The organism is Gordonia sp. (in: high G+C Gram-positive bacteria) (assembly GCF_047600565.1).
In the GTDB taxonomy this organism is placed as follows: domain Bacteria; phylum Actinomycetota; class Actinomycetes; order Mycobacteriales; family Mycobacteriaceae; genus Gordonia.
Genome location: NZ_JASGKN010000001.1, coordinates 1,978,776 through 1,999,373, shown reverse-complemented (window position 1 = coordinate 1,999,373; position 20,598 = coordinate 1,978,776). Strand labels below are relative to the sequence as shown.

General features: G+C 68.4%; 15 protein-coding genes. 3 read left to right on the top strand and 12 right to left on the bottom strand.

Annotation, left to right across the window (positions count from 1 at the left end; genetic code table 11):
* Positions 1-53: 53 nt before the first annotated feature.
* Positions 54-1,316: a pyridoxal phosphate-dependent aminotransferase gene (locus tag QM774_RS09750; protein ID WP_414975689.1), complete on the bottom strand. Its 1,263-nt coding sequence runs from the start codon at positions 1,314-1,316 to the stop codon at positions 54-56.
* Positions 1,317-1,371: 55 nt separating this feature from the next.
* On the opposite strand from QM774_RS09750, the gene QM774_RS09745 reads away from it, so the two are divergent.
* Positions 1,372-2,265: an exodeoxyribonuclease III gene (locus QM774_RS09745; RefSeq protein ID WP_414975688.1), complete on the top strand. Its 894-nt coding sequence runs from the start codon at positions 1,372-1,374 to the stop codon at positions 2,263-2,265.
* On the opposite strand, the gene QM774_RS09740 is transcribed toward QM774_RS09745, so the two are convergent.
* The 4 genes from QM774_RS09740 to QM774_RS09725 all read right to left on the bottom strand — a co-directional run bounded on the left by QM774_RS09740 (position 2,257) and on the right by QM774_RS09725 (position 8,231).
* Entirely contained in the window at positions 2,257-2,907 is a 651-nt protein-coding gene (locus tag QM774_RS09740; protein WP_414975687.1) for a DUF1361 domain-containing protein, read from the bottom strand. The genes QM774_RS09745 and QM774_RS09740 overlap by 9 nt on opposite strands.
* Before the next feature lie 22 nt (positions 2,908-2,929).
* The gene (locus QM774_RS09735; protein WP_414975686.1) at positions 2,930-3,145 is read right to left on the bottom strand and encodes a hypothetical protein; all 216 of its coding nucleotides are present in this window, start codon (positions 3,143-3,145) and stop codon (positions 2,930-2,932) included.
* 69 nt (positions 3,146-3,214) lie between these two features.
* Positions 3,215-6,574, bottom strand: a complete 3,360-nt coding sequence (locus QM774_RS09730) for a (Fe-S)-binding protein (protein WP_414975685.1) — start codon at positions 6,572-6,574, stop codon at positions 3,215-3,217.
* 253 nt (positions 6,575-6,827) lie between these two features.
* Positions 6,828-8,231: a WS/DGAT/MGAT family O-acyltransferase gene (locus QM774_RS09725; protein ID WP_414975684.1), complete on the bottom strand. Its 1,404-nt coding sequence runs from the start codon at positions 8,229-8,231 to the stop codon at positions 6,828-6,830.
* Positions 8,232-8,497: 266 nt separating this feature from the next.
* Between QM774_RS09725 and QM774_RS09720 the strand changes: the two genes are divergently transcribed.
* A complete protein-coding gene (locus tag QM774_RS09720) occupies positions 8,498-10,039 on the top strand; it encodes a hypothetical protein (RefSeq protein ID WP_414975683.1) in 1,542 nt (513 codons plus the stop codon).
* 62 nt (positions 10,040-10,101) lie between these two features.
* On the opposite strand, the gene QM774_RS09715 is transcribed toward QM774_RS09720, so the two are convergent.
* Positions 10,102-11,445 (bottom strand): hypothetical protein, encoded by a 1,344-nt coding sequence (locus QM774_RS09715; protein ID WP_414975682.1) that lies wholly within the window; start codon positions 11,443-11,445, stop codon positions 10,102-10,104.
* A 250-nt stretch (positions 11,446-11,695) separates the two neighbouring features.
* Here QM774_RS09715 and QM774_RS09710 point away from each other — a divergent pair, with 250 nt between their 5' ends.
* Positions 11,696-12,316: a SanA/YdcF family protein gene (locus QM774_RS09710; RefSeq protein ID WP_414975681.1), complete on the top strand. Its 621-nt coding sequence runs from the start codon at positions 11,696-11,698 to the stop codon at positions 12,314-12,316.
* Between the two features lie 13 nt (positions 12,317-12,329).
* Here QM774_RS09710 and QM774_RS09705 read toward each other — a convergent pair whose 3' ends face one another.
* From QM774_RS09705 to QM774_RS09680, 6 genes are all read right to left on the bottom strand, one after another.
* Positions 12,330-13,550: an acyltransferase gene (locus QM774_RS09705; RefSeq protein ID WP_414975680.1), complete on the bottom strand. Its 1,221-nt coding sequence runs from the start codon at positions 13,548-13,550 to the stop codon at positions 12,330-12,332.
* 127 nt (positions 13,551-13,677) lie between these two features.
* Positions 13,678-15,834: an acyltransferase family protein gene (locus QM774_RS09700; protein WP_414975679.1), complete on the bottom strand. Its 2,157-nt coding sequence runs from the start codon at positions 15,832-15,834 to the stop codon at positions 13,678-13,680.
* 100 nt (positions 15,835-15,934) lie between these two features.
* Positions 15,935-17,845: a DUF2339 domain-containing protein gene (locus QM774_RS09695; protein ID WP_414975678.1), complete on the bottom strand. Its 1,911-nt coding sequence runs from the start codon at positions 17,843-17,845 to the stop codon at positions 15,935-15,937.
* Between the two features lie 102 nt (positions 17,846-17,947).
* A complete protein-coding gene (locus tag QM774_RS09690; protein WP_414975677.1) occupies positions 17,948-18,580 on the bottom strand; it encodes a response regulator in 633 nt (210 codons plus the stop codon).
* Between the two features lie 37 nt (positions 18,581-18,617).
* Positions 18,618-19,784 (bottom strand): MacS family sensor histidine kinase, encoded by a 1,167-nt coding sequence (gene macS, locus QM774_RS09685; RefSeq protein WP_414975676.1) that lies wholly within the window; start codon positions 19,782-19,784, stop codon positions 18,618-18,620.
* A gap of 4 nt (positions 19,785-19,788) precedes the next feature.
* Positions 19,789-20,583: a crotonase/enoyl-CoA hydratase family protein gene (locus QM774_RS09680; protein ID WP_414975675.1), complete on the bottom strand. Its 795-nt coding sequence runs from the start codon at positions 20,581-20,583 to the stop codon at positions 19,789-19,791.
* Between the last annotated feature and the right edge of the window lie 15 nt (positions 20,584-20,598).

Below are 20,598 nucleotides of genomic sequence, written 5' to 3'. Positions count from 1 at the left end.
GGCACGATTTCGGAGGGTTCGGCCGGCGCCCCGGCCGCGCCGGGATCAGCCGGTCACTGCCGGTACGACGAGAGGAAGTTGCCGATCCGCTCGATCGCATCGGCCAGATCCGCAGCCCATGGCAGGGTGACGATCCGGAAGTGATGGGTGTCGGGCATGTTGAAGCCCGAACCCTGCGTCACCAGGATCTTCTCCTGCAGCAACAGATCCTGCACGAACTGCTCGTCGTTGTGGATCTCGTGAACCTCGGGATCGAGCTTCGGGAACGCGTACAGGGCGCCCATCGGCTTCACGCAGCTGACACCCGGGATCTCGTTCAGCTTCTCCCAGGCGGTCGTCCGCTGGTCGTACAGACGGCCGCCGGGCGCGACCAGCGCATCGATGCTCTGGTAGCCGCCGAGCGCCACCTGGATGGCGTGCTGGCCGGGCACGTTCGCACACAGTCGCGTCGACGCCAGCGTGTTGAGGCCCTCGATGAAGCCGGCCGCATGATCCTGCGGGCCGGTGATGACCACCCAGCCGGCACGGTAACCGCACACCCGGTACGCCTTCGACAGACCGTTGAAGGTGAGCACCAGCATGTCCGGCGCCAACTCCGCGATGCTCGTATGCCGCGCGTCGTCGTAGATGATCCGGTCGTAGATCTCGTCGGCCAGGATCAGCAGCGAATGCTTGCGCGCCAGCTCGACGAGCTGCTGCAGCACCTCACGCGAGTAGACGGCGCCCGTCGGATTGTTCGGGTTGATCACGACGATCGCCTTGGTGCGGTCGGTGATCTTGGACTCGATGTCCTCGATATCCGGATTCCAGTCGTTGGCCTCGTCGCACCGGTAGTGCACCGGGGTGCCGCCGGACAGGGCGGTCATCGCCGTCCACAGCGGGTAATCGGGGGCGGGGAGCAGCACCTCGTCGCCGACGTTGAGGAGAGCCTGCATGGTCATGGTGATGAGCTCGGAGACACCGTTGCCCAGCAAGACGTCGTCGACGTCGAAGTACGGGAAGTCCTCGATCATCTCGTAGCGGGTGACGATCGCGCGCCGCGCCGGAAGGATGCCGGCCGACTCGGAGTAGCCCTGCGAGTAGGGGAGGGCATGGATCATGTCGCGCATGATGACGTCCGGCGCCTCGAAACCGAAGATGGCCGGATTGCCGATGTTGAGCTTGAGGATGCGATGACCCTCGGCCTCCATGCGCGCGGCATGCTCGTGCACCGGCCCCCGGATCTCGTAGCAGACGTTCTTCAGCTTGTCGGACTGGTCCAGGGGTCGCAGATTCTGATTCAGATGCGATACATGCGGTCGGCTCACGGGATCCATTCTTCCAGCCGGGGGCAAATCGATTAGCGGGTATGGGGTGCGGCACAGTGGTGACATGCCTGACAGCGCGTTCACGGTGGCGTCGTTCAACGTCAACGGGATCCGCGCATCGCGGCGCCGTGGGTTCGACGAGTGGCTGGCGCGTCGCTCGCCGGACGTCGTCGGTCTTCAGGAACTGCGATGCGGGATCGGCGACGTCGGCGGCTTCGAGGGATACACCGCGGCGATCGACACCGGCACGATCCCCGGCCGCAACGGGGTGGCGCTACTGGCCCGGACGGCGCCGACGGCCGTGCGGTCCTGGGCGACCCATCCGCCGGTCGCGCGCGGCCTGGGGCGGTTCGCGCACGAGGGACGGTACATCGAGGTGGATCTGGCCGACCGGCCGGTCACGGTCGCCTGCCTGTATCTGCCGAAGGGCGGGCTTCCCGACCATCTGCAGCGTCCCGGATCGATGCGCGAGAAGCCGGACGGCGGGGCCAAGTTCGCGCGCAAGATGCGGTTCCTCGACGCTTTCGCCCGGGAACTCGACCGGAACCGGAAGGCGGCGCTGCGCGCGGGCCGCGAGTTCCTGCTCCTCGGTGACCTCAACATCGCGCATCTCGAACACGACGTCACCAACTGGCGGCCGGCCCGCAAGATGGAGGGCTTTCTGCCGGAGGAGCGTGACTGGTTCGGCTCGATCACCGGTCCGCGGCGCCTGGTGGACGTGGTGCGCGCCCTGCACGGCGATCGGCCGGGCCCGCTCACCTGGTGGAGTTGGGCGGGGGACTCGTTCAGCAAGGACGTCGGCTGGCGCGTCGACCATCAGCTCGCCACCCCGGCGCTGGCCCGCCGGGCGGTGTCGGTGACCGTCGACAAGGAACCTTCCCCGGACGCCCGCCTCTCCGACCACGCCCCGCTGATCGTCGAGTACACGCTTCCGAGGGAAGGTCCGGCCTCAGTCTGAGAGGGACTCGTAGGCCCAGACCGTGAGGTAGGCGAAGGCCAGGAAGACCGCGACCGCCAGGGCGACGCCGGTGGACTGCACGTGCGAGAAGGGGTCGCTGACCCAGTTCAGGGTCTCGGTCACCACCGCGTCGGGACGATGGAGGAGATCCCAGGAGTTCCAGCGCTGGAAACGGCCGATCACCACGCCGACCGCGCAGAGGGCGATGGACGCCGCGATGGTGGCCCAGCCGGCCCAGCGGCCGAATTCGATGGTCATCCGGCGATGCACCAGACGCATTGAGACCACTCCGAGCATGATCCCGGTCCAGGCGGCGAATCCGTACTGCAACACGTGGCGCCACAGGTCGTAGCCGTCGCGCAGATGAACGAGGTCGGTCACCAGGTACGGCGCGTTCGGCAGGAATGCGAGCCAGCCCAGCCCGAGCGGGATGAGCCAGAACCGTCCCTTCACTTCGGCGAAACCGACTGCGAAGACGAGTGGGATCCAGGCGAGGAACAGATTCCAGATGAGGAACCGGCTCGGATACGAGAGGGGTGCGGCCGGGTCGGTGATCCCGAGGATCACGGTCAGCACCGTGGACCCGGCGAGTGCCGCGAACAGGACGACCACCCGAGGATCGGTCAGACGGACGGCAGTCATCGGGTCACCCGCCGAAGCGGTCTCAGTCGATGAGCCCGCCGTCGGTCTCGACGGCACCGGCCTCCGCGACGGTCCCGAGGGCGTCCGGGCCGTCTTCGGTGGTGTCCTGCGACGGCTCGTTCTCCACCGAGGTGTCGGCGTCGAGGTGGGTGGCGGGCGAGACGCCGCCGTCGACCATCGCCTCGATACCCGGGTCGACGGCTTCGAGGTTCTCGGCGTTCTTCTTGTCTGCGCTCATACGGCAAATGGTAGTCGAACGACGACGGCCCCGGACTCGTGTCGAGTCCGGGGCCGTGACGTTTCGGGGCTACTTGCCGCCCGGCTTCATCTTGCCGGGCTTCATGCCGAAGCCCTTCGCCTTGCCTTCGGTCGCCTCGGTGGCGGCAGCGCCGGCGGAGGGCCCGGCGGGAGCGTCGGCCTGTACCGCGCCGGCCTCGGCGACCGCCTCGAGCACGCTGTCGGCGCTCTCCTCGGCATCCGCGGGAGGAGCGGTGTCCTCGGACGGGGTCTCCTCGATCGAGGCGGGTGCCTCGACGGGCTCGGCCGGCGTCGAAGGCGCGGCGGCACCGGGCTTCTTCAGCCCGCCGCCCGGCTTCTTGAGTCCGCCCTTCATACCGAAGCCTGCAGACTTCGCCTCCCGGGCCTCGGTGGTGGCCGGAGCCTCGACCATGCCTTCGATACCGGGGTCGACGGCCTCGAGCTCTTCGACGACGGATTCGGTGGCCGGTGCCGCCTCGGCGGCAGGTGCAGCCGGAGCGGCCGGTGCGGCGGCTCCCGGCTTCTTCAACCCGCCACCGGGCTTCTTGAGTCCGCCCTTCATACCGAAGCCTGCGGACTTCGCCTCAGTCGGCTCAGTGGCGGCCATCGGTGCGGCAGGCTCGGCGGGTGCGGCCTCGGCAGCGGCGGGCGCGGCGGCCGCCGGAGCGCCGGGCTTCTTCAGCCCGCCACCGGGCTTCTTGAGTCCGCCCTTCATGCCGAAGCCTGCGGACTTCGCCTCGGTCGCCGCGGTCGGTGCGGCCTCGGTGGCTTCGACGGCCTCGGCCGGCGCCGCCGATTCGGCGGGTGCCGCCGGAGCACTGGTGCCCGGGGTGGGGGCGCCGCCCGGCTTCTTGAGGCCGCCGGGCTTCTTGAGTCCGCCCTTCATGGCCAGACCACCGGAGGCCGGAGCCGCCGGAGCGGTTTCGGCGGCCGGCGAGGATGCCGGCGCACCGCCCGGCTTGAGTCCGCCCGGCTTCTTGAGTCCACCCTTCGGTGCACCCAGTCCGCCCGCGGCGGGAGCCTTCGGCGCGACGGTGGTCGCGGCGGCGGTGGCAGCGGCTGCGGCCGGAGCGGCGGCAGCGGCGACCGGTTCGGGTTCGGGTGCGGGGGCGAGCTCGGACTGGATCGGATGGGTCACGCCGCCGACACGCTTGGTGCCGCCCGGCTGGCCGCGCTTGACGCCCTCGAGAAGCATCTGAGCGACGTCGACGACCTCGATCTTGTCTTCCTGCTCGGTACCGGCGGTCTGCGCGGTCACGCCGTCGGTGAGCATGACGCGGCAGAACGGGCAGCCGGTGGCGATCTTCTTGGTCGGGCCGTCGGTGGGCTCCGGAGTGCCGGACAGGACGTTCAGCGCTTCGTCGACGCGGTCGACGTTGATGCGCTTACCGATCTGCTCCTCCATCCACATGCGGGCACCGCCGGCGCCGCAGCACATGGAACGCTCGCCGTGGCGAGGCATCTCGGTGAGCGTCGAACCCGACGACTCCATCAGCTCACGCGGGGCGTCGTAGACCTTGTTGTGGCGGCCCAGGTAGCAGGGATCGTGGTAGGTGACCGACTGGCCGCCGACCGGGGCCACCGGCACCAGACGCTTCTCCCGGACCAGGCGGTTCAGCAGCTGCGTGTGGTGGACCACCTCGTATTCGCCGCCCATCTGCGGGTACTCGTTGCCGAGGGCGTTGAAGCAGTGGGCACAGGTGACGACGATCTTCTTGCGCTGGTTGGGCGCGGTCGCGAACAGTTCGTCGAACTGCTCGATGTTCTGCTGAGCCAGCATCTGGAACAGGAACTCGTTGCCGGCACGACGAGCCGAGTCGCCGGTACAGGTCTCGCCCTCGCCCAGGACCAGGAAGTCGACGGCGGCGATGTCGAGCAGCTCGGCCACGGCCTTGGTGGTCTTCTTGGCGCGGTCCTCGAAGGCGCCGGCACAGCCGACCCAGAACAGGTATTCGTAGCCCTCGAAGGACTCGACGTCCTGGCCGTAGACGGGGATGTGGAAGTCCAGTTCACTGATCCATGCGGAACGCTGCTGCGAGGGCTGACCCCACGGGTTGCCCTTGTTCTCGAGGTTCTTGAACATGCCGGCTAGCTCGGTCGGGAAGTCCGACTCGATCAGCACCTGGTAGCGGCGCATGTCGACGAAGTGGTCGACGTGCTCGATGTCCACCGGGCACTGCTCGACGCAGGCGCCGCAGGTGGTGCAGCTCCAGAGTGCTTCGGCGTCGATGACGGCGCCGGAGTCGCCGGTCGACTCGCCGACCAGCGGACGCTCGGCTTCGGCCTTGGCGGCATCGGAGATCGCGGCGAGCTTGTCGTCCAGAACGTTGCCGTCCTTGTCGACGAGACCCACCTCGTCGCCGCCCATGTCTTTGCGGCCGCCGGCGATCAGGTACGGGGCCTTGGCCTGCGCGTGGTCGCGCAGCGACATGATCATCAGCTTCGGCGACAGCGGCTTACCGGTGTTCCAGGCGGGGCACTGGCTCTGGCAACGGCCGCACTCGGTGCAGGTGGTGAAGTCCAGCCAGCCCTTCCAGCTGAAGTCCTCGATCTTGCCGGCGCCGAAGGCGTCGTTGTCGGGGTCGGCGGTCTCCATGTCGAGGACCTTGCCGTTGGACTCCATCGGCTTGAGGGCGCCGAGAGCGACGGTGCCGTCGGACTCGCGCTTGAAGAAGATGTTGGGGAACGCGGCGAAGCGGTGCCAGGCCACACCCCAGTCGATGTTGCGGCCGACCACGAACAGCCAGATCATGCCGGACATCAGCTTCACGACGGCGGCGGCGGTGACCCAGTATTCGGAGCAGCCGGAGAACAGTTCGGCGAAGTAGTGGGTGAAGAACGACGTCCAGACGGGCGGGTTCTCGAGGCCTGCCGCGATCTTGAAGGTCTTCACGAAGATCATGCCGAGGCCCTCGATGAGGACGACGAGTTCGACGAAGTAGGCGGCGCCGAATCGCGAACCGGAGAAGCGCGAGAGGCGCTTGGGCAGACGCGGGTGGTTCAGCTGCCGGATGATGATCATCGTCGTGATGCCGATGACGGTGCCGAGGCCGAGGACCTCGTCGGCGAAGATGTAGATGTTCCAGGCGCCGATGATGGGCCAGTGGAACTCGGGATCGAAGATCTGACCGTAGGCCTCGAACCAGAAGATGGCGCCGATCAGGAAGCCGAACATCACCAGCCAGTGGGCCCATCCGACGGTGCGGAATTTGACCATGCGGGTGTGGCCGACGAACTCCTTCATCATGGTGACGAAGCGCTTCTCGGGGTGCGCGAAGCGGCTCGACTCGACCTTCTGACCTTGGGCGATGGCCCGGACCATGTCGAAGACGCCACCGAGGAACGATGCCCAGCAGACAAGGCTGATGAGTACGGCGATGATTCCGATGACAACCGTCGTGGTGTTCACGGGAAGTACCGGCCTTTCTTCGGGTCGTTACCACGACTCCGGCATGCGGCGCGTTCGTCGTATACCGGGGTCGATGACTTTCCTACGTACCGTAGTTGTTCACCCATGTCCTCCGCTGCCAAGGATTGCCTAACTTCCCTGGCCACGGCTGTCGCGGGCTGTCGTCCGACCTATGTTACTCGCGGGTAACTAGTGTGACCAGCGTGCGGCCTCAGATGTGGCCGTCGTCATCGGTCCGGCGACGATGTGACACTCAGGCCGACTCGGCGAGCGGAGCGATCTTCTCCAGCTCGGTCAGCGACTCTTCGAGGTAGTCGAGCATGCGCTGCAGATGCGGCAGCTGGGCGCGGGCCCCGATGATCCCGAAACTGGTCTTGCCCCCCACCGAGGTGATGGTGATGTTCATCGCCTGGCCGTCCATCGCGATCGACGCCGGATAGCAGCCGTCGAGGCGGGCCCCGTTCCAGTACAGCGGGCGATCGCCGCCCGGGACGCTGGAAATGATGACGTTGAACGCGTGCGGTGTGAGCCGCACGAAGCCTGGAATGGTGGCGAGCGCCAGCGGCCAGATGTTCGCGGCGCCGAGCGCCAGCTGCTGCAGCGGCGTCAGCCCGCGGACCACGGTCTTGGCCTCGGTGGTCGATGCCTGGATCTCTTTGAGCCGATCCTGCGGGGCGGCGACGTCGGTGGCGAGCCGGACGATCACTGCCGTGACCGCATTGTTCGAGGTGTCGCTTTCGGTGTGCAGGGACACCGGCACCATCGCGGTCAGCGAATCGTCGGGCAGGGCGTCGAGCAACTGCAGGTATTTGCGGAGCGCGCCGGACGACATGGCGACGATCACGTCGTTCACGGTCACGCCGTGACGCTTGGCGGCGGCGCGCAGACGGTCGGTCGGCCAGTCCTGCGCGGCGAAGCGTCGTGCGGAACCGATCGACACGTTCAGTGCGGTCCGCGGTGCCTGCTGCATGGGGGCCACGAAGTCGCGTTTGGTCAGCCCGTTGACGGCGACCTTCGCGGCGGCCGGGGCCATGCCGATCACCTCCTCGGCGGTCTTGGCGACACCGCCGAGGGTGTCGGTCACCTTCGACAGCAGTCCCTTCCTGGGCTCCTCGGTCCGGCGGCGCCGGCGCTTGAGTGCCGGATCCCAGAACGCTGTGCCCGACCGGTCGTCGGGGTCCGTCGACAGCATGCGCTGCAGCAGGCCGAGTGCGCTGACGCCGTCGACCACCGAGTGATGGATCTTGGTGTACACCGCGAGCCGGCCGTCGCTCAGACCCTCGATCACGTGGACCTCCCACATGGGACGTGACCGGTCGAGCAGGGCGCCGTGATTCAGCGAGACGTAACGGAGCAGGTCTTTGACCTCGCCCGGACGTGGCAGGACGATCCGCCGCACGTGGTAGTGGAAGTCGAAGTCGTCGTCGTGCTGCCAGGCGGCGTAGCCGACGAGGTTCGCCGGGCTCGCCGGATGCTTCAGGAACGTTTCGGTGACGCTGTCTTTGGCGGCGACGAGGCGCTGATAGAACTCTTGGGCCAGGTCGTCGGCGGTCTGTCCGTCGCGCGGGATGAAGAGTTGGAGGCCTCCGACGTGCATCGGTTGGTCGCGCGTCTCCACCATGAGAAACATCGACTCGGTCACCGGCATGTACTCCATCGCCCCTCCTCGAGGACCCGGCCGCCACCGTGCGACCCCCTGCCGAGATTGTGGCACAGCCCACAGTCGTCCGGACCCGGTGGTCGCCGGCGGGCCGCTTCCCGCCGTTCGCCTGCGCTTTCGAAAATATTTGCATCCGAAACGAGTCATTCGTTGTGATCCGTCTCACATGCGGCGTTAGTCTCTTTTCCGGGTGGGGAACCGGACTACAGAAGGACGCGCCGATGGCCACGTCAACCTCCCGAAAGAACCGCCGCCGCCAGAAGGTGGCCGCAGCCGTCGCCGCTGGTGCGGCCGGCGCCGTACTCGCCGGAACCCTGAGTGCTCCGCCCGCGAATGCGGAGGTGTCGATCCCGTTCATGGAGCACTGCGCTCCGGGTGGCTATGAACACGACAAGCTGGATGTCGGCCTTGCGGACGTCGAAGCGACAGCAGACTGCCGTGATGCACAGAAGTCGGTCATCGCCACGGCAGGCGACGCGGTTCTCAACCTGTTCGGAGTGAACCTGCCGGTCGGCTTGGCGACGATGAATACGGCATTCGCAACACCGGGCATCGGCTTCCCCTCCGGACTCGATCCGTTCATCGACGGCACGGCGACGATCAAGGGCACTGGCTACAACACGGCGCTGGTAGTTCTCGGCGGCGATGCGTCGGCAAAGTCGGACTACTTCATGGCGGGTGCGATCGCAGTCGCCAGTACCGGCGGCGTGGCCAAGGCGGACTCCCTCTTCGGTGGGTCGATCGCCACCGCCGTCAACAATCCGATCTTCGGCAACAAGAAGAACCAGGCGACAGCGAAAGCGCTGCCGATGGGTCTCGCGATCTCGAACTCGATGAGCGTCCTCCACCCCTACTCGACCTCGTCGACGGCGCTCATGGGCATCAGTAGCGCGAGCGCCTCCGTTGATGAATCGGTGAATGCCGTCTGTACCGCCGTATACGGAGAGGCGAGCGTCAAGGACGGAGACGCAAAGAACGTCAAGTCGTGCACCAGTGTTCTGTTCATCTTCCAGCAGTCGCAGCAGGGCAGCGACCCGGTGATCTACGCGATCAAGAACCCTCTGGACGTCGGATTGGTCTCGCCGTATGGCGACAACATTGCGGACCTCTTGTCGCAGCTCGGTGACCTCCTCGGCGGTGACGTGCTGCCGACACAGGTGATCGATCTTCTCGCGGGCAAGTTCGTTCCGGAGTTCAAGAGCGACATCGTGCGGATCAGCTTCGAGAACGGCACCCCGAAGATCGGGACCGACATTCCGGAGTGGCTGGGCGGCCTGTTCGGCAGCACGAACTCCAGTGGGAGCAACAGCCTGTTCGGCGGCAGCGGAATCCTCAGTGACCTGTCCGGCGGCGTCGATGACCTGACGGGCGGCCTGACCAGTGGGCTCGGTGGATTGCTGAACGGCACGCCCACGAGTGCCACCACGACGCTGGCGCGGAGTGCGGAGCCGACCTCGCAGGTGCTGGACACCCCGGTCGCGCTGAAGCCGACGGTCGTTCCCGACCAGAAGAGTGAGGGTCTTCCGCAGATCGAGGTCAAGCAGGGCGGTTCCAGTGGAACCTCCGGTCCGCCGGCCTCTGACACCCTCACCTCGGAGAATCCGATCGCTCCGACCGGCACCGACAGTGGTGGATCGACCGGGGGTGGCACGGAGACTCTCCCGACCACCGCGGCTACCGGTGGAGGGGATGTCGCCGGTGCGGGTGCGGGTGCTGACGACACCGCAGGACAGGCCTCAGCCGGTTCTGCCGCGGCCCAGCCCGACCTGACGTCGGCGGGCGTCGGCAGCTCCGCCGCCGAGTAGTCCATCGAAAGACGATCGTCCCGCTCCCCGGATGGGGAGCGGGACGATCGCATCGGTACCGACTACTCGGTGCTCAGCGACACCGCCGGAGCATCAGATGTCGCCGCGGGCGCCGGAGCGGACGGCGCCTCGATGACCGGAGCAGACGGGGCCGACACCGCCGGGGCGGGAGCCTCGACGGCCGGAGCGGGCTCGACGGGTGCCGGGGCGGGCGTGACCGCCGGGGCGCTCTCGACAGGAGCCGGAGCCGGAGCCGACGGCGCCGGAACGGCCGGCGACGAATCGATCGCCGGTGCCGGCGCAGACGTGGCCGGCGCCGAGACCGGACCGTTCGACGTGAGTGCGGAACTCGGCGAATCCGACGTGGCGGACGTGGCCGGCGCCGGCAGCACCGACGACGTCACCTCGGCGGCGGCCGGCGACGAACCGACCATCCGCAGACCCATCGCCGAGGTGAACGCGGACGCCTGGGTGGCGGCACCGTCGTTCGACTTCTGGCCACCGAACGGGCCGCCCAGCCACTCCGGAATGTCGGTCTCGATCTTCGGGGTGCCGTTCTGGAAGCTGATCCGCACGATGTCGCTCTCGAACTCGGGGATCAGCTTGACCTTCAGGATCTTGCTGATCGCGTCGGGCGCCCCGAAGGCGCCGGCGAGCGTGCCGAAGCCGTCGGCGTCGTCCTTGGTCAGGATGCTGTCCAGGCCGAGATCGAGCGGGTTCTTGATGGCGTAGACCACCGGGCCGTCGCCCTCCTGCGACTGCTGGAAGATGAACGCGACGCTGGTGCACGAGCTGACGTTCTTCGTCGCGCCGGTGTCGCTGTCGGTCGACGTGATCTTCGCGTCGGCGTACAGGGCGGAGCGCACCGTCTTGGCGCCGGTGTCGGGGAAGAAGAAGGCCATGGAGTCGCCGACGTTGGTGGCCTTCGCGAAGCCTCCGAACGCGGTGGTGGACGCCGAGGTCCCGGCGTCCGGGTCGTCGGCGTTGGTGGAGAACGCGAACCCGAGCGGCAGCGAGGTGGCGTCGACGGCACCGCCGAGGGTGACGGCGCTGGCGATGGAGCCGAAGGAGGCGTCCGCCTTCGCCGAGCTCGGCGAGCCGAAGCCGTAGGCGAGCGCGGCGCTGAGGTAGTCGTGGGCGTTCGCCGTGGCCTCGCCGCCGAGCGAGATGGCCGAGCCGAGCCCGCTGCCCTTGATGGTGGCGACGCCGTTGTCGGTCCAGTCGAGGACGCCGGCGCCGTTGAGGTCGGTGAGCTTGAGGCCGGGGTCCACGCCGAGCGCGGCGAGCACCTTGTCGAGCGCCTGCGCGATCACGGCCGGCTGTGCGTCGCTGCAGTCGGCTTTGACGTCCGGATTGTCGTCGGCGGTCGCCTGCCCGCCGGGGGTGCACCACGGGTCGGTGTTCATGAGCGGCGGAGTGGTTTCGGCGGCGTTCGCGGGGGCGGTGACGCCTCCGGCGAAGACGGCGGCTGCGGCGCCGGCGGAGACGAGTGCGGCGGCGGCTGGTCGAGATCAACGAGATTCTGTGGGCTTCTTTCGTTACATGTCACCCGTTCGGGGGACAGTGGACGTATTCTGAAAGTGCTCCGTGTCACATTGAGGGCTGGTACCTTACGCGCTTCCTCGAGCCTTGAGCCGCCCGGGATACCGTGGTCGCGTGACGACGCGACGACCCCTGACGCGACGACCTCTCCGCCTCCTGGTGGTGCTGGCGCTCTCGGCCCTCGGTCTGGTGGTCAGCGGGTCGTCGGTGTGGGCCGGCCTCGTCTCGCGCGGCAAGGTCGTCGCCGCCGATGCCGTCCCCGCGGGAGCGCCGCGCACGCTGATCGTTCTGGGCGCCAAATCCGAAGGCGGCCAGGCCGGGGTGTACCTGCGCAACCGCCTCGACGTGGCCGTCGACCTCTACCGCGCCGGGCGCCTCGACCGGATCGTCGACTCGGGCAACGACGCCGACGACGCCGGCAACGAAGTCCAGACCATGCGCGCCTACCTCACGCAGCGGGGGATACCGGGCGACATCATCGTCGACGACCCGATCGGACTGAACACCGCGGCCACCTGCCGCCGCGCCCGCAACGAGTTCGGGATCACCGCCGCGCTGATCGTCACCCAGGACTTCCACGTCGGACGGGCCGTCGGACTGTGCGAGGCCCGGGGGATCGAGACCCTGGGCGTCGTCGCGCCCTGCGACGGCTGCTCGACGCTCTCACTGCTCCGGAACCACCTGCGCGAAGGCCTGCTGTCCCGGCCGCGCGCGGTGCTGAACGCCTTCCTCTGACGAGGGAGCGGCGTCAGATCTGCCAGCGCCAGGGCAGGCGCGGCCGGCCCGTCCAGTAGACCGAACCGGGCATGCGGCGCAGGAACTCGACCAGCGCCAGCGATCCGGCGACCGTCAGCACGTAGACCATCGACGTGCCGAGCGGCTGAGGCAGATAGTGCAACAGCGTCGGATCGCCGTCGGTCTTCGGCCGCAGCAGGAACGTCAGAACCATGACGTGCACCAGGAACACCGGGAACGACCGGTTGGACGCGTAGGCGGCAGCCTTGGCGAACCTCGGCGAATACGGGCGCACATGCTCCGCCCAGTGACGTCCCATCGCGTAGATGGCGACCACCGCGGTGATCAGCCACGGCAGCAGCGACAGCGTGAAGGCGCTCGCGTTGCTGAACACGTTGCCGTGCACCATCGCCCCGTACAGGTACATGCCCACCGCGAAGGCGGCCGTCGCCGCGAACAGTGCGGCGACGGTCCGGCCCTTGCCGCGGATCCAGTCGTCCACCTGCTCCCGGTTGGCCGCCGCGACCGCGCCGAGCACGATGAAGAACTGATACGGCACGAAGGTGGCGTAGTAGTGCCACCACAGCCCCTGCCACGACGACGGCGGCGTCCAGTACGAGATCACCCAGTAGATGCCGACCTGTAGCACCAGACTCGCGCCGAGCAGCTTCAGATGATGTCCGCGGGTCTTGAGCACCACCAGGCGCAGCAGCGGGAACAGCAGGTACACCTGCAGCATCACCAGCAGGAAGTACAGATGGAAGGCCGCGGTGCCCCAACCGATGCGTTCGGCCAGTTCGTCCAGGCTCGACGGGATCTCCCGGAACCGTCCGTACGACCACATGCCGAGCACCATCCAGTAGATCGCCGACCAGACGATGTACGGAATGATCACCAGCTTCATCCGGCGGCGCCAGAACTGCGGTGCACTGAAGTCGTCGCGGTCCAGGTACTGGTAGGTCAGCACGTAGCCGGTGAGTGCGAAGAAGATGTATCGGGTCGCATGGAACAGCAGCGACGTCGCGTTCACGCCGATGTTGTTGAACTCGTCGGTGGTCTGCGTCAGGCAGTGGATGAAGATGACGAGCGCGAACGTCGTCGACCGGATGATGTCGACCTGATACAGGTACGGACGCTTGGCCTTCGGCGTCGTCTGCGGCGATGCGGTGGTGGCCGTCCCGGACCCCGAGGGTGCCGGCACAGCGCGTCGCGTGTCTTCTGCAGTGATCGTCATAACGTGCGGTCGAACGCCTGGAGATTCCGGCGTTTCAGGCGACCAGGCTAACAGGCATTCCTGTCAGGTCCCTGTGTGCGAGCTCCTGACCTGCTGGTTCGGTGATTTGACGTGTTCAGGGGCCCGGTCACCACCAGGAGGTCGTATGAGCCAGATCGCGGTCCATGAACGGTGCCAGGCTGCGGACGAACGCGGTGGTCAGATGGTGCCGGTCGTGCCACACCAGGATGTTGCCCACCACCGCCGGGCAGTAGTCGGCGGTGCACATGCCGTCGGAGTAGTCCAAGAACGTCATGTTCGGGTACTCGGGGACCAGGGCGTCGGTCGGGTCGACCGGCGACAACGCGTGATCGCGCTCCACACCGCACACCGTCGGCTTGCGGCCCGAGGCCACACAGTCCGGCGGGTCGAGCGGGGCGTCGGTGGCCCACGGGGTGTCGCGCACCGCGATCACCTTCTGGCCCTCGCTCCGCCAGCGATCGAAGACGTCCAGATAGCCCTTCGGCACCACGTCGCCGTCACCGTCGGTGTCCTTGGGGCGGGTGGCCGTGGTGAACACGTAGTCGGGACGGTCGGCCGCGATCCGGTCCATCACCCGCTGCACCCAGTCCTGGCATTCGGTCACCAGCCGGCCCTGATACTTGACCTGCGCCTCGGAACTCATCGCGCAGCCGGCCTTCATGTAGGTGGTCACCTTGAAGCCGCGCTGCTTGCCGATCATGTCCAGGGCGGTCATCCAGTGCTCGGAGTGCGAGCCGCCGGCCACCGCGATGGTCCGGGCGGCGTTCACATCGCCGAACACGCCGACCCGGATCGCCGGGTCGCCGAAGTTGCTGAAGAAGCCGCGGTGGTTGATCGGCCAGTCCTTGCGCGCCTGTTCGGGCGAGGGCACCGGGTCGATGTTCGGCACCGGGGCGTCCTCCAGGAACGCGCGCGCACCCGGGTACAGCTTCGGATCGAGGTTCGTGGTGTCGACGTTCATCCGTCCGGCGCGCACCTGCCAGCCGATGGCGCTGGCGGTGGTGAAGACGGTCAGCATCACCAGGATCGCGGTGAGGATGCGGTGGTACCGGCGGGAGAAGCCGTCGCCGCGGCCGGCCCGCAGCGGAGCCTCGATCCACCGTGTCGAGGCCCACGCGAGAAGCACCGACAGCGCCAGAATGACGGCGCCCTCCACGACGTTGGCGCCGTCTTTGAAACGCCATGCCAGGTAGAAGATCAGCAGCGGCCAGTGCCACAGGTACAGCGAGTAGGCGATGGAACCGAGCCACACGATCGCCGGATGGGCCAGCACGCGTCCGCCCGCACTGAGGCCGGCGCCGACGGCGTTCCGCGGCGCGGTGGCCGCCGACCCCACCCACATGATCAGGATGGTCGCGCCCACCGGCACGAACGCCGGGAACGCCGGATACGACGCGACGCCGTCGATCCAGATACCCGACGTCGCGATCAGCACGACACCCAGTGCGGTGAGCACGGTCCGCACCCGATCGGGCAGCGCCAGGCGCGGCATCCAGACGGCTGCCAGGCCGCCGAGCAGCGGTTCCCAGACGCGGGCGATGGTGTCGTAGTAGTTGAGCGGCTGGTTGACGCCGTGCCGGTAGTTCGCCCACGCGATCGACGCCAGGGTGACGGCCAGCAGCGACACCCCGACGATCCGGGTGATCACCGCGGGGTCGGCCAGCTGCGGCCGCCGGCGTGCGCCGAGTTTGATCAGGGCGCCCAACGTCAGCGCCGCCAGCAGGGTGACGACGAAGAACTGGCCCTGCATCGACATCGACCACAGGTGCTGCATCGGGCTGATGCCGGAGTCGGCGGCGCCGTACTCCTGGAAGCCCAGACCCAGGTGATAGTTCTGGTAGTACAGGGCCGAGGCGATCAGTTCCTGCCCGAGGTTCTGCCAGCGGGTGGTCGGCATGATCAGCCAGATCATCGCGGTGACGAACGCCAGCACCAGGAACAGCGCCGGAATCAGGCGCCGCAGCAGCCGGGACAACCGCGGCCACGGGTTGATCGCCTGCCGCCACGACACCTCGGGCGGCACGCTCCGGATCACATGCTTGAGAAGCGAAGCGACGAAGAAATAGCCCGACAGGGTCAGAAAGACGTCGACGCCGCCGGAGACCCGGCCGAACCAGACATGGAAGACGGCCACCAGGAAGATCGCGATGCCGCGCAGGCCGTCGAGGTCGAGCCGGTAACCCGAGGTGTTGCCTGTCGCCGCATCCTCGTTCGGAGTCGGCAGCGGCTGCTGCGACTCGTCCTGACGGGTAGGGGCGGGCACGGGACATCAGGCTAATGAGACGAACCCGACGATGCGAACCGTCACACGCCGAAGGCCGGCCCTCCCAGGAGGAGGACCGGCCCTCGGCCTCGGCGGCGCTCTATCGGGGAGCGTGCCCGGCGTACGGCACAGTGCGGTCAGCCGGGTCGGTGTCGTCGGGCAGCGACTGCGCGTAGGCGACGCCCAAACCCAGCAGCACCAGACCGGCCACGATGAACGCGACCACCCGGAACACGCCGTCCAGGGCGGCCAGGTCGAACAGGAACAGCTTGGCGACGGCCACGCCGATCACCACGAGTCCGGCGGTCAAGGCGACGGCGCGCGCAGAACCGCGGAGACGTCGCGCCCACAGCAGCGCGGTGGCGCCGGCGATCACGAAACCGATCGTCGCGAACATGTGACCGCCGCGGAAGCCGGCGTCGCCGCCGCCGGTGACCATCGCACCGAACGCCACACAGGCGACGTTGAACAACGCCAGCGACGCCAGCCCGGCGATCACGACGACCGGCGTGCGCGCCGACTCGTCCCTCTCGATCCACGTCCAGGCCAGTGCGACGAGCGCACCGATCGCCAGCAGCGCGGCGAAGAACACGGTGACCCGCATGCCCTCGCTGAGCGCGGCGGCGCGGAACAGCTGCTCGGTGGCCGGAGCCGCCAGAGCCAGCATGCCGGCGGCCGTGGTGACGGTGGCGGCGATCCGGGTCGCGTCGGTCAGGTCACCGGCGAAACGGACGGCGACGGCCAGAACCAGCGCCAGACCCAACAGACCCAGCATGGTGACGCCCGTGCCGTGACCGCCGATCGTGATCGCCGCGACCGCGGTGACCGCGGCGGCGGCGAACCAGACGGTGCGCTCGCCGGCCGTCAGCCAGGTGACGGCACGCCCGCCGACCGCCAGCACGGCGAAACCGGCGGCTGCCAGTCCGAGCCCGATCGCGGCGGTCGTCGATCCGAGGACCGTCTGCGACACGATCAGCGGGAACAGAGGCGCCACCGAGAAGATCGCGACCACCATCCGGTTCGCGCCGGTGCTGCTGCGCAGCAGCAGGACCGCCGACAACGGGGCCAGCAGGACGGCCGCCGCCACGGCGATCGCGAAGCGGGTGGCGTCGACGTCGCCGCCGAAACCGGCGCCGATGACCGGCGGCAACAGCACCATCGCGGTGGCAGCCGTGTTGATGGCATACATCGCCGGCCAGTCCCGGCCGTACTGCACCACGAGGGTGGCGGCGGCGTACACGAGAAGGAAGACGATCAGCGTCATGTCGAAGCCCGACGTGAGGATCGGTGCGAACACGATCAAAGCCACACCCACGGCCACACCGAGCGACTGGTTGTTCCACAGTCGTGCCACGGCCAGGCCCCCGGCGGCGATCAACGCCGTCAGGATCAGTGCGCCGATCACCGGCAGCCAGTGGTAGACGGTGGTGGCCGCCAGAACGTCGAACAGGGCGGCGGCCACACCGGTCGCCACCAACGCCGCGGCACCGGTACGACGCTCCGGCCGGGTACCGACGCGGACGCCGACACCGAACAGGATCGCCGCCAGCAGGCCGCCGCCGGTGACGCGGATCCCCGGGCTGAGCAGGCCGGCTTGGGCGGCCAGCACCAGAAGCAGAGCCACGCCGGTCAGCGTGACCGCCACGCCGGCGGCCGCCAGGACACGGCCGATCGTCTTCGCGCGATCCTGCGGAGACGCCGGAGTCGGTGGGCTGTACGGCGCACGGTACGGCGCCATCGGCGGCGCCTGCGTCGCGTAGTGCACCATCGGCTGCGGGGCCGGCGGAATCGGCTGCGGTGCCGGCGGCCGGACGGGACCGGCCGCAGCGGGTGCCGGCGCGGCGTTCGGGACCGGGGAAGAGGTGGCCGGCTCAGCAGTGAGCTCGGCGCGCAGGCCGGACACATCGGTCCGGACCTGCGCCAGGCGCGCGGTGACATCGGTCGAGATCTGCTCGAGGGCGTCGTCGATGCGCGCGAGAGCGACGGCGACCGGAGCGGTGTTTTCGTTCATGTCTCCATCCCATCGGGATCGGAGCGTGCGCGGATGCGCAGAACTACCTAGGTCATCACTCGGGCCACTACCCAGGTCGGCGTCCGGCCGTCGGGCGAGGCGCTAGGAGAGGCCGTTCTCCATCGCGTAGCGGGCCAGCTCGACCCGGTTGGCCAGCTGCAGCTTCCGCAGCGAGTTGCCGACATGGTTCTCGACGGTGCGCGGACTGATGTGCAGGCGCTCCGCGATCTGCTTGGACGGCAACCCCTTCGCGACATGGCGCAGCACCTCCGTCTCACGTTCCGTCAGCTGCGGGGTGTCGGGCTCGGGGTCGCGGGAGATCCGCCGGTACTCGCCCAGCACGAGCCCCGCCAGCCCCGGCGTGAAGACGGTCTTGCCGGCGGCGGTGTCGTTCACCGCCGCCACCAGCTCCTCCCGCCGCGCGCTCTTCACCAGATAGCCGGTGGCACCGGCCTTGACCGCCTCGAGGACGTCGTCGCGTTCATCGGATGCCGACAGGACCAGCACCTTCGACTCCGGCGACACCGTCAGCACGCCCGCCGTCGCCTGGGCGCCGGTGCCGTCCGGCAGATTCATGTCCATCAGCACCACGTCCGGGCGGTACGCCTTCGCCATGTCGGTGGCCTTCTTGACGGCGTCGGCGGTCGCGACCACGTCGAACCCCTCGTCGGTCAGGTCGCGGGCCACACCGTCGCGCCACATCGGGTGGTCGTCGACGACCATCACTCGGATCATTCGGGGTCCTTTCGACAAGCTCAAGGGGCGAACCAGGTCACGGGGCGGGAGCGGAGAGCGGCACGGTCAGTTCCCATTCTGTGCCCGCACCGGGCGCGGACTCCAGCTTCGCGGTGCCGCCGAGCGATTCGATCCGCCCGATGATCGACCGCGCGATGCCCAGACGGCCCTCGGCCGCCGCCTCGGGCAGGCGGCCCGAGGGGATGCCGGCGCCGTCGTCGCGGACGCTGAGCACCACTTCGTCGTCGAGGTCCTCCAGCAGCACGAAGCTGCGGGCACCGTCGCCGGCATGCCGGGCCGTGTTGTCCAGGATGTTGGCGACCGCCGCCAGGATCTCGGTGCCGACAGGGGTCGGCACGGTCACCGGATCGGCGGGCGCACTGACCGAGACGCGGTCGCCGGCCAGACCGCGCAGGGCGGCCGCCAGATCCGTGTCGTCGCCGTCGACGGCCGCGACCGGCCCGTCCGCGATCAGAGCGCGCAGGCGTCGTTCCTGACCGGCCGCCAAGTCGGCGAGCTCGGTCGTCGGGCCACCGATCTCGCGGCCGCGCCGGGAGATCAGCGCCAGGGTCTGCAAGACCCCGTCGTGCACCTCGCGGGCCAGCCGCTCCCGTTCACCGGCCTGGGCGGCCGCGGCGATGGCCGCACGCAGGCGGGCCTGCGTGAAGCGGGCGCGGGAGGCGCCGAGACCGACCGCGATCCCGGCCACGATCAACAGCAGGAGCGTCGCGTTCTGGCCGAAGTTGAGGATCAGCCGTTCCTTGACCGTCCAGCTCGTCAGACCGATCAGGGCACCGACCGCGCCACCGGCCACCGCCCCGCCGAGCAACGCCGCCGACAGGACGCTGTTCGATGCCCACAGCGTGGTCGGCCACGACTGGTTCGCCTGAATCCACGCATCGCTCGCCACCCATCGCGTCGACAGCATCATTCCCGCGAACACGACCACTTCCAGAGCGACGAACCACCAGCGCCGGCCGAAGCCCTCCAGATAGCCGACCGCCCACGTGATGTTCGCGACGGTCAGGACCGCGAACAGCGACCAGCCGACGGCCGGGTGCGTCAGGTCGTCGTTGACGGCGATCTGAAAGCCCAGGGCATAGAGGAAGGTGAGCAGCCGGAAGATCTGCGCCGCCCGCCAGAGCGGGCCGACAGGGTCGGTCTCGTCGACCCGTCCGCTCCTTGAGTCCGTCGCAAGGCGCATGCGTTCAGAACTGCCGCTGCGTGAACTGCGGCGGCTCCTTCGCGAGCCCGGCCTTGCGGGCGATCGCCGAGTTGCGTCCACGGAGCAGCCGCACCTGGAGTGCCTGCTCCACCGGGAACGACAGGCGTGAGCCGTTGTACCAGGTCTGCTCGAACAGACTCTTCGACGCGGCGACCGCATCGGGGGAGCGTTCCCGGATCTTCTCGATCAGTTCCTCGGCGGCCAGATCGGGGTTCGCCGAGATCCCGGTGACCAGGCCCCAATCGAGGGCCTTATCGGCGGTGAAGATCTCCCCGGTCATCGTCAGCCGCTTGGCGACGTCGATCCGGGTGAGCTGCGCGATACTCGCCGACAGCGACATGTCCGGGATCAGGCCCCACTTGGATTCCAGGATCGAGAAGTCCGCGTCGGTCGCGGCGAAACGGAAGTCGGCGCCCAGCGCGATCTGCAGACCGCCGCCGTAGCAGTGACCCTTGACGGTGGCGATCACCGGAACCGGCACACTGCGCCACGCCCAGCCGGCGGCCTGGAAGGCGTTGGCCGCGGTGCGCCGCTTGGGCACCAGGTTCTTCATGATGCGGGTGCGTTCCTGTCCGGCGGACGCGAAGTCCAGGCCGGAACAGAACGACGGTCCTTCGCCGGACAGGATGACCGCACGCAGGGAGCGGTCCTTCGCGGCCCGGTCGGCGGCGTCCGCCAGGTCGTCGATCATGTCGAGCGTCAGGGCGTTGTGCTTGTCGGGGCGGTTCAGCAGGACGTGCGCGACGCCGCCGACCACCCGGTATTCGATAGCGCTCATGCCGAAAAGGCTAGT

Excerpts from the sequence above, each read along its gene's own strand:
- QM774_RS09705 (WP_414975680.1), bottom strand. The coding sequence starts at position 13,550 with ATGACGATCACTGCAGAAGACACGCGACGCGCTGTGCCGGCACCCTCG.
- QM774_RS09690 (WP_414975677.1), bottom strand. The coding sequence starts at position 18,580 with ATGATCCGAGTGATGGTCGTCGACGACCACCCGATGTGGCGCGACGGT.
- QM774_RS09725 (WP_414975684.1), bottom strand. The coding sequence starts at position 8,231 with ATGGAGTACATGCCGGTGACCGAGTCGATGTTTCTCATGGTGGAGACG.
- QM774_RS09715 (WP_414975682.1), bottom strand. The coding sequence starts at position 11,445 with ATGAACACCGACCCGTGGTGCACCCCCGGCGGGCAGGCGACCGCCGAC.
- QM774_RS09750 (WP_414975689.1), bottom strand. The coding sequence starts at position 1,316 with ATGGATCCCGTGAGCCGACCGCATGTATCGCATCTGAATCAGAATCTG.
- macS (WP_414975676.1), bottom strand. The coding sequence starts at position 19,784 with ATGCGCCTTGCGACGGACTCAAGGAGCGGACGGGTCGACGAGACCGAC.
- QM774_RS09745 (WP_414975688.1), top strand. The coding sequence starts at position 1,372 with ATGCCTGACAGCGCGTTCACGGTGGCGTCGTTCAACGTCAACGGGATC.
- QM774_RS09695 (WP_414975678.1), bottom strand. The coding sequence starts at position 17,845 with ATGAACGAAAACACCGCTCCGGTCGCCGTCGCTCTCGCGCGCATCGAC.
- QM774_RS09740 (WP_414975687.1), bottom strand. The coding sequence starts at position 2,907 with ATGACTGCCGTCCGTCTGACCGATCCTCGGGTGGTCGTCCTGTTCGCG.
- QM774_RS09735 (WP_414975686.1), bottom strand. The coding sequence starts at position 3,145 with ATGAGCGCAGACAAGAAGAACGCCGAGAACCTCGAAGCCGTCGACCCG.
- QM774_RS09680 (WP_414975675.1), bottom strand. The coding sequence starts at position 20,583 with ATGAGCGCTATCGAATACCGGGTGGTCGGCGGCGTCGCGCACGTCCTG.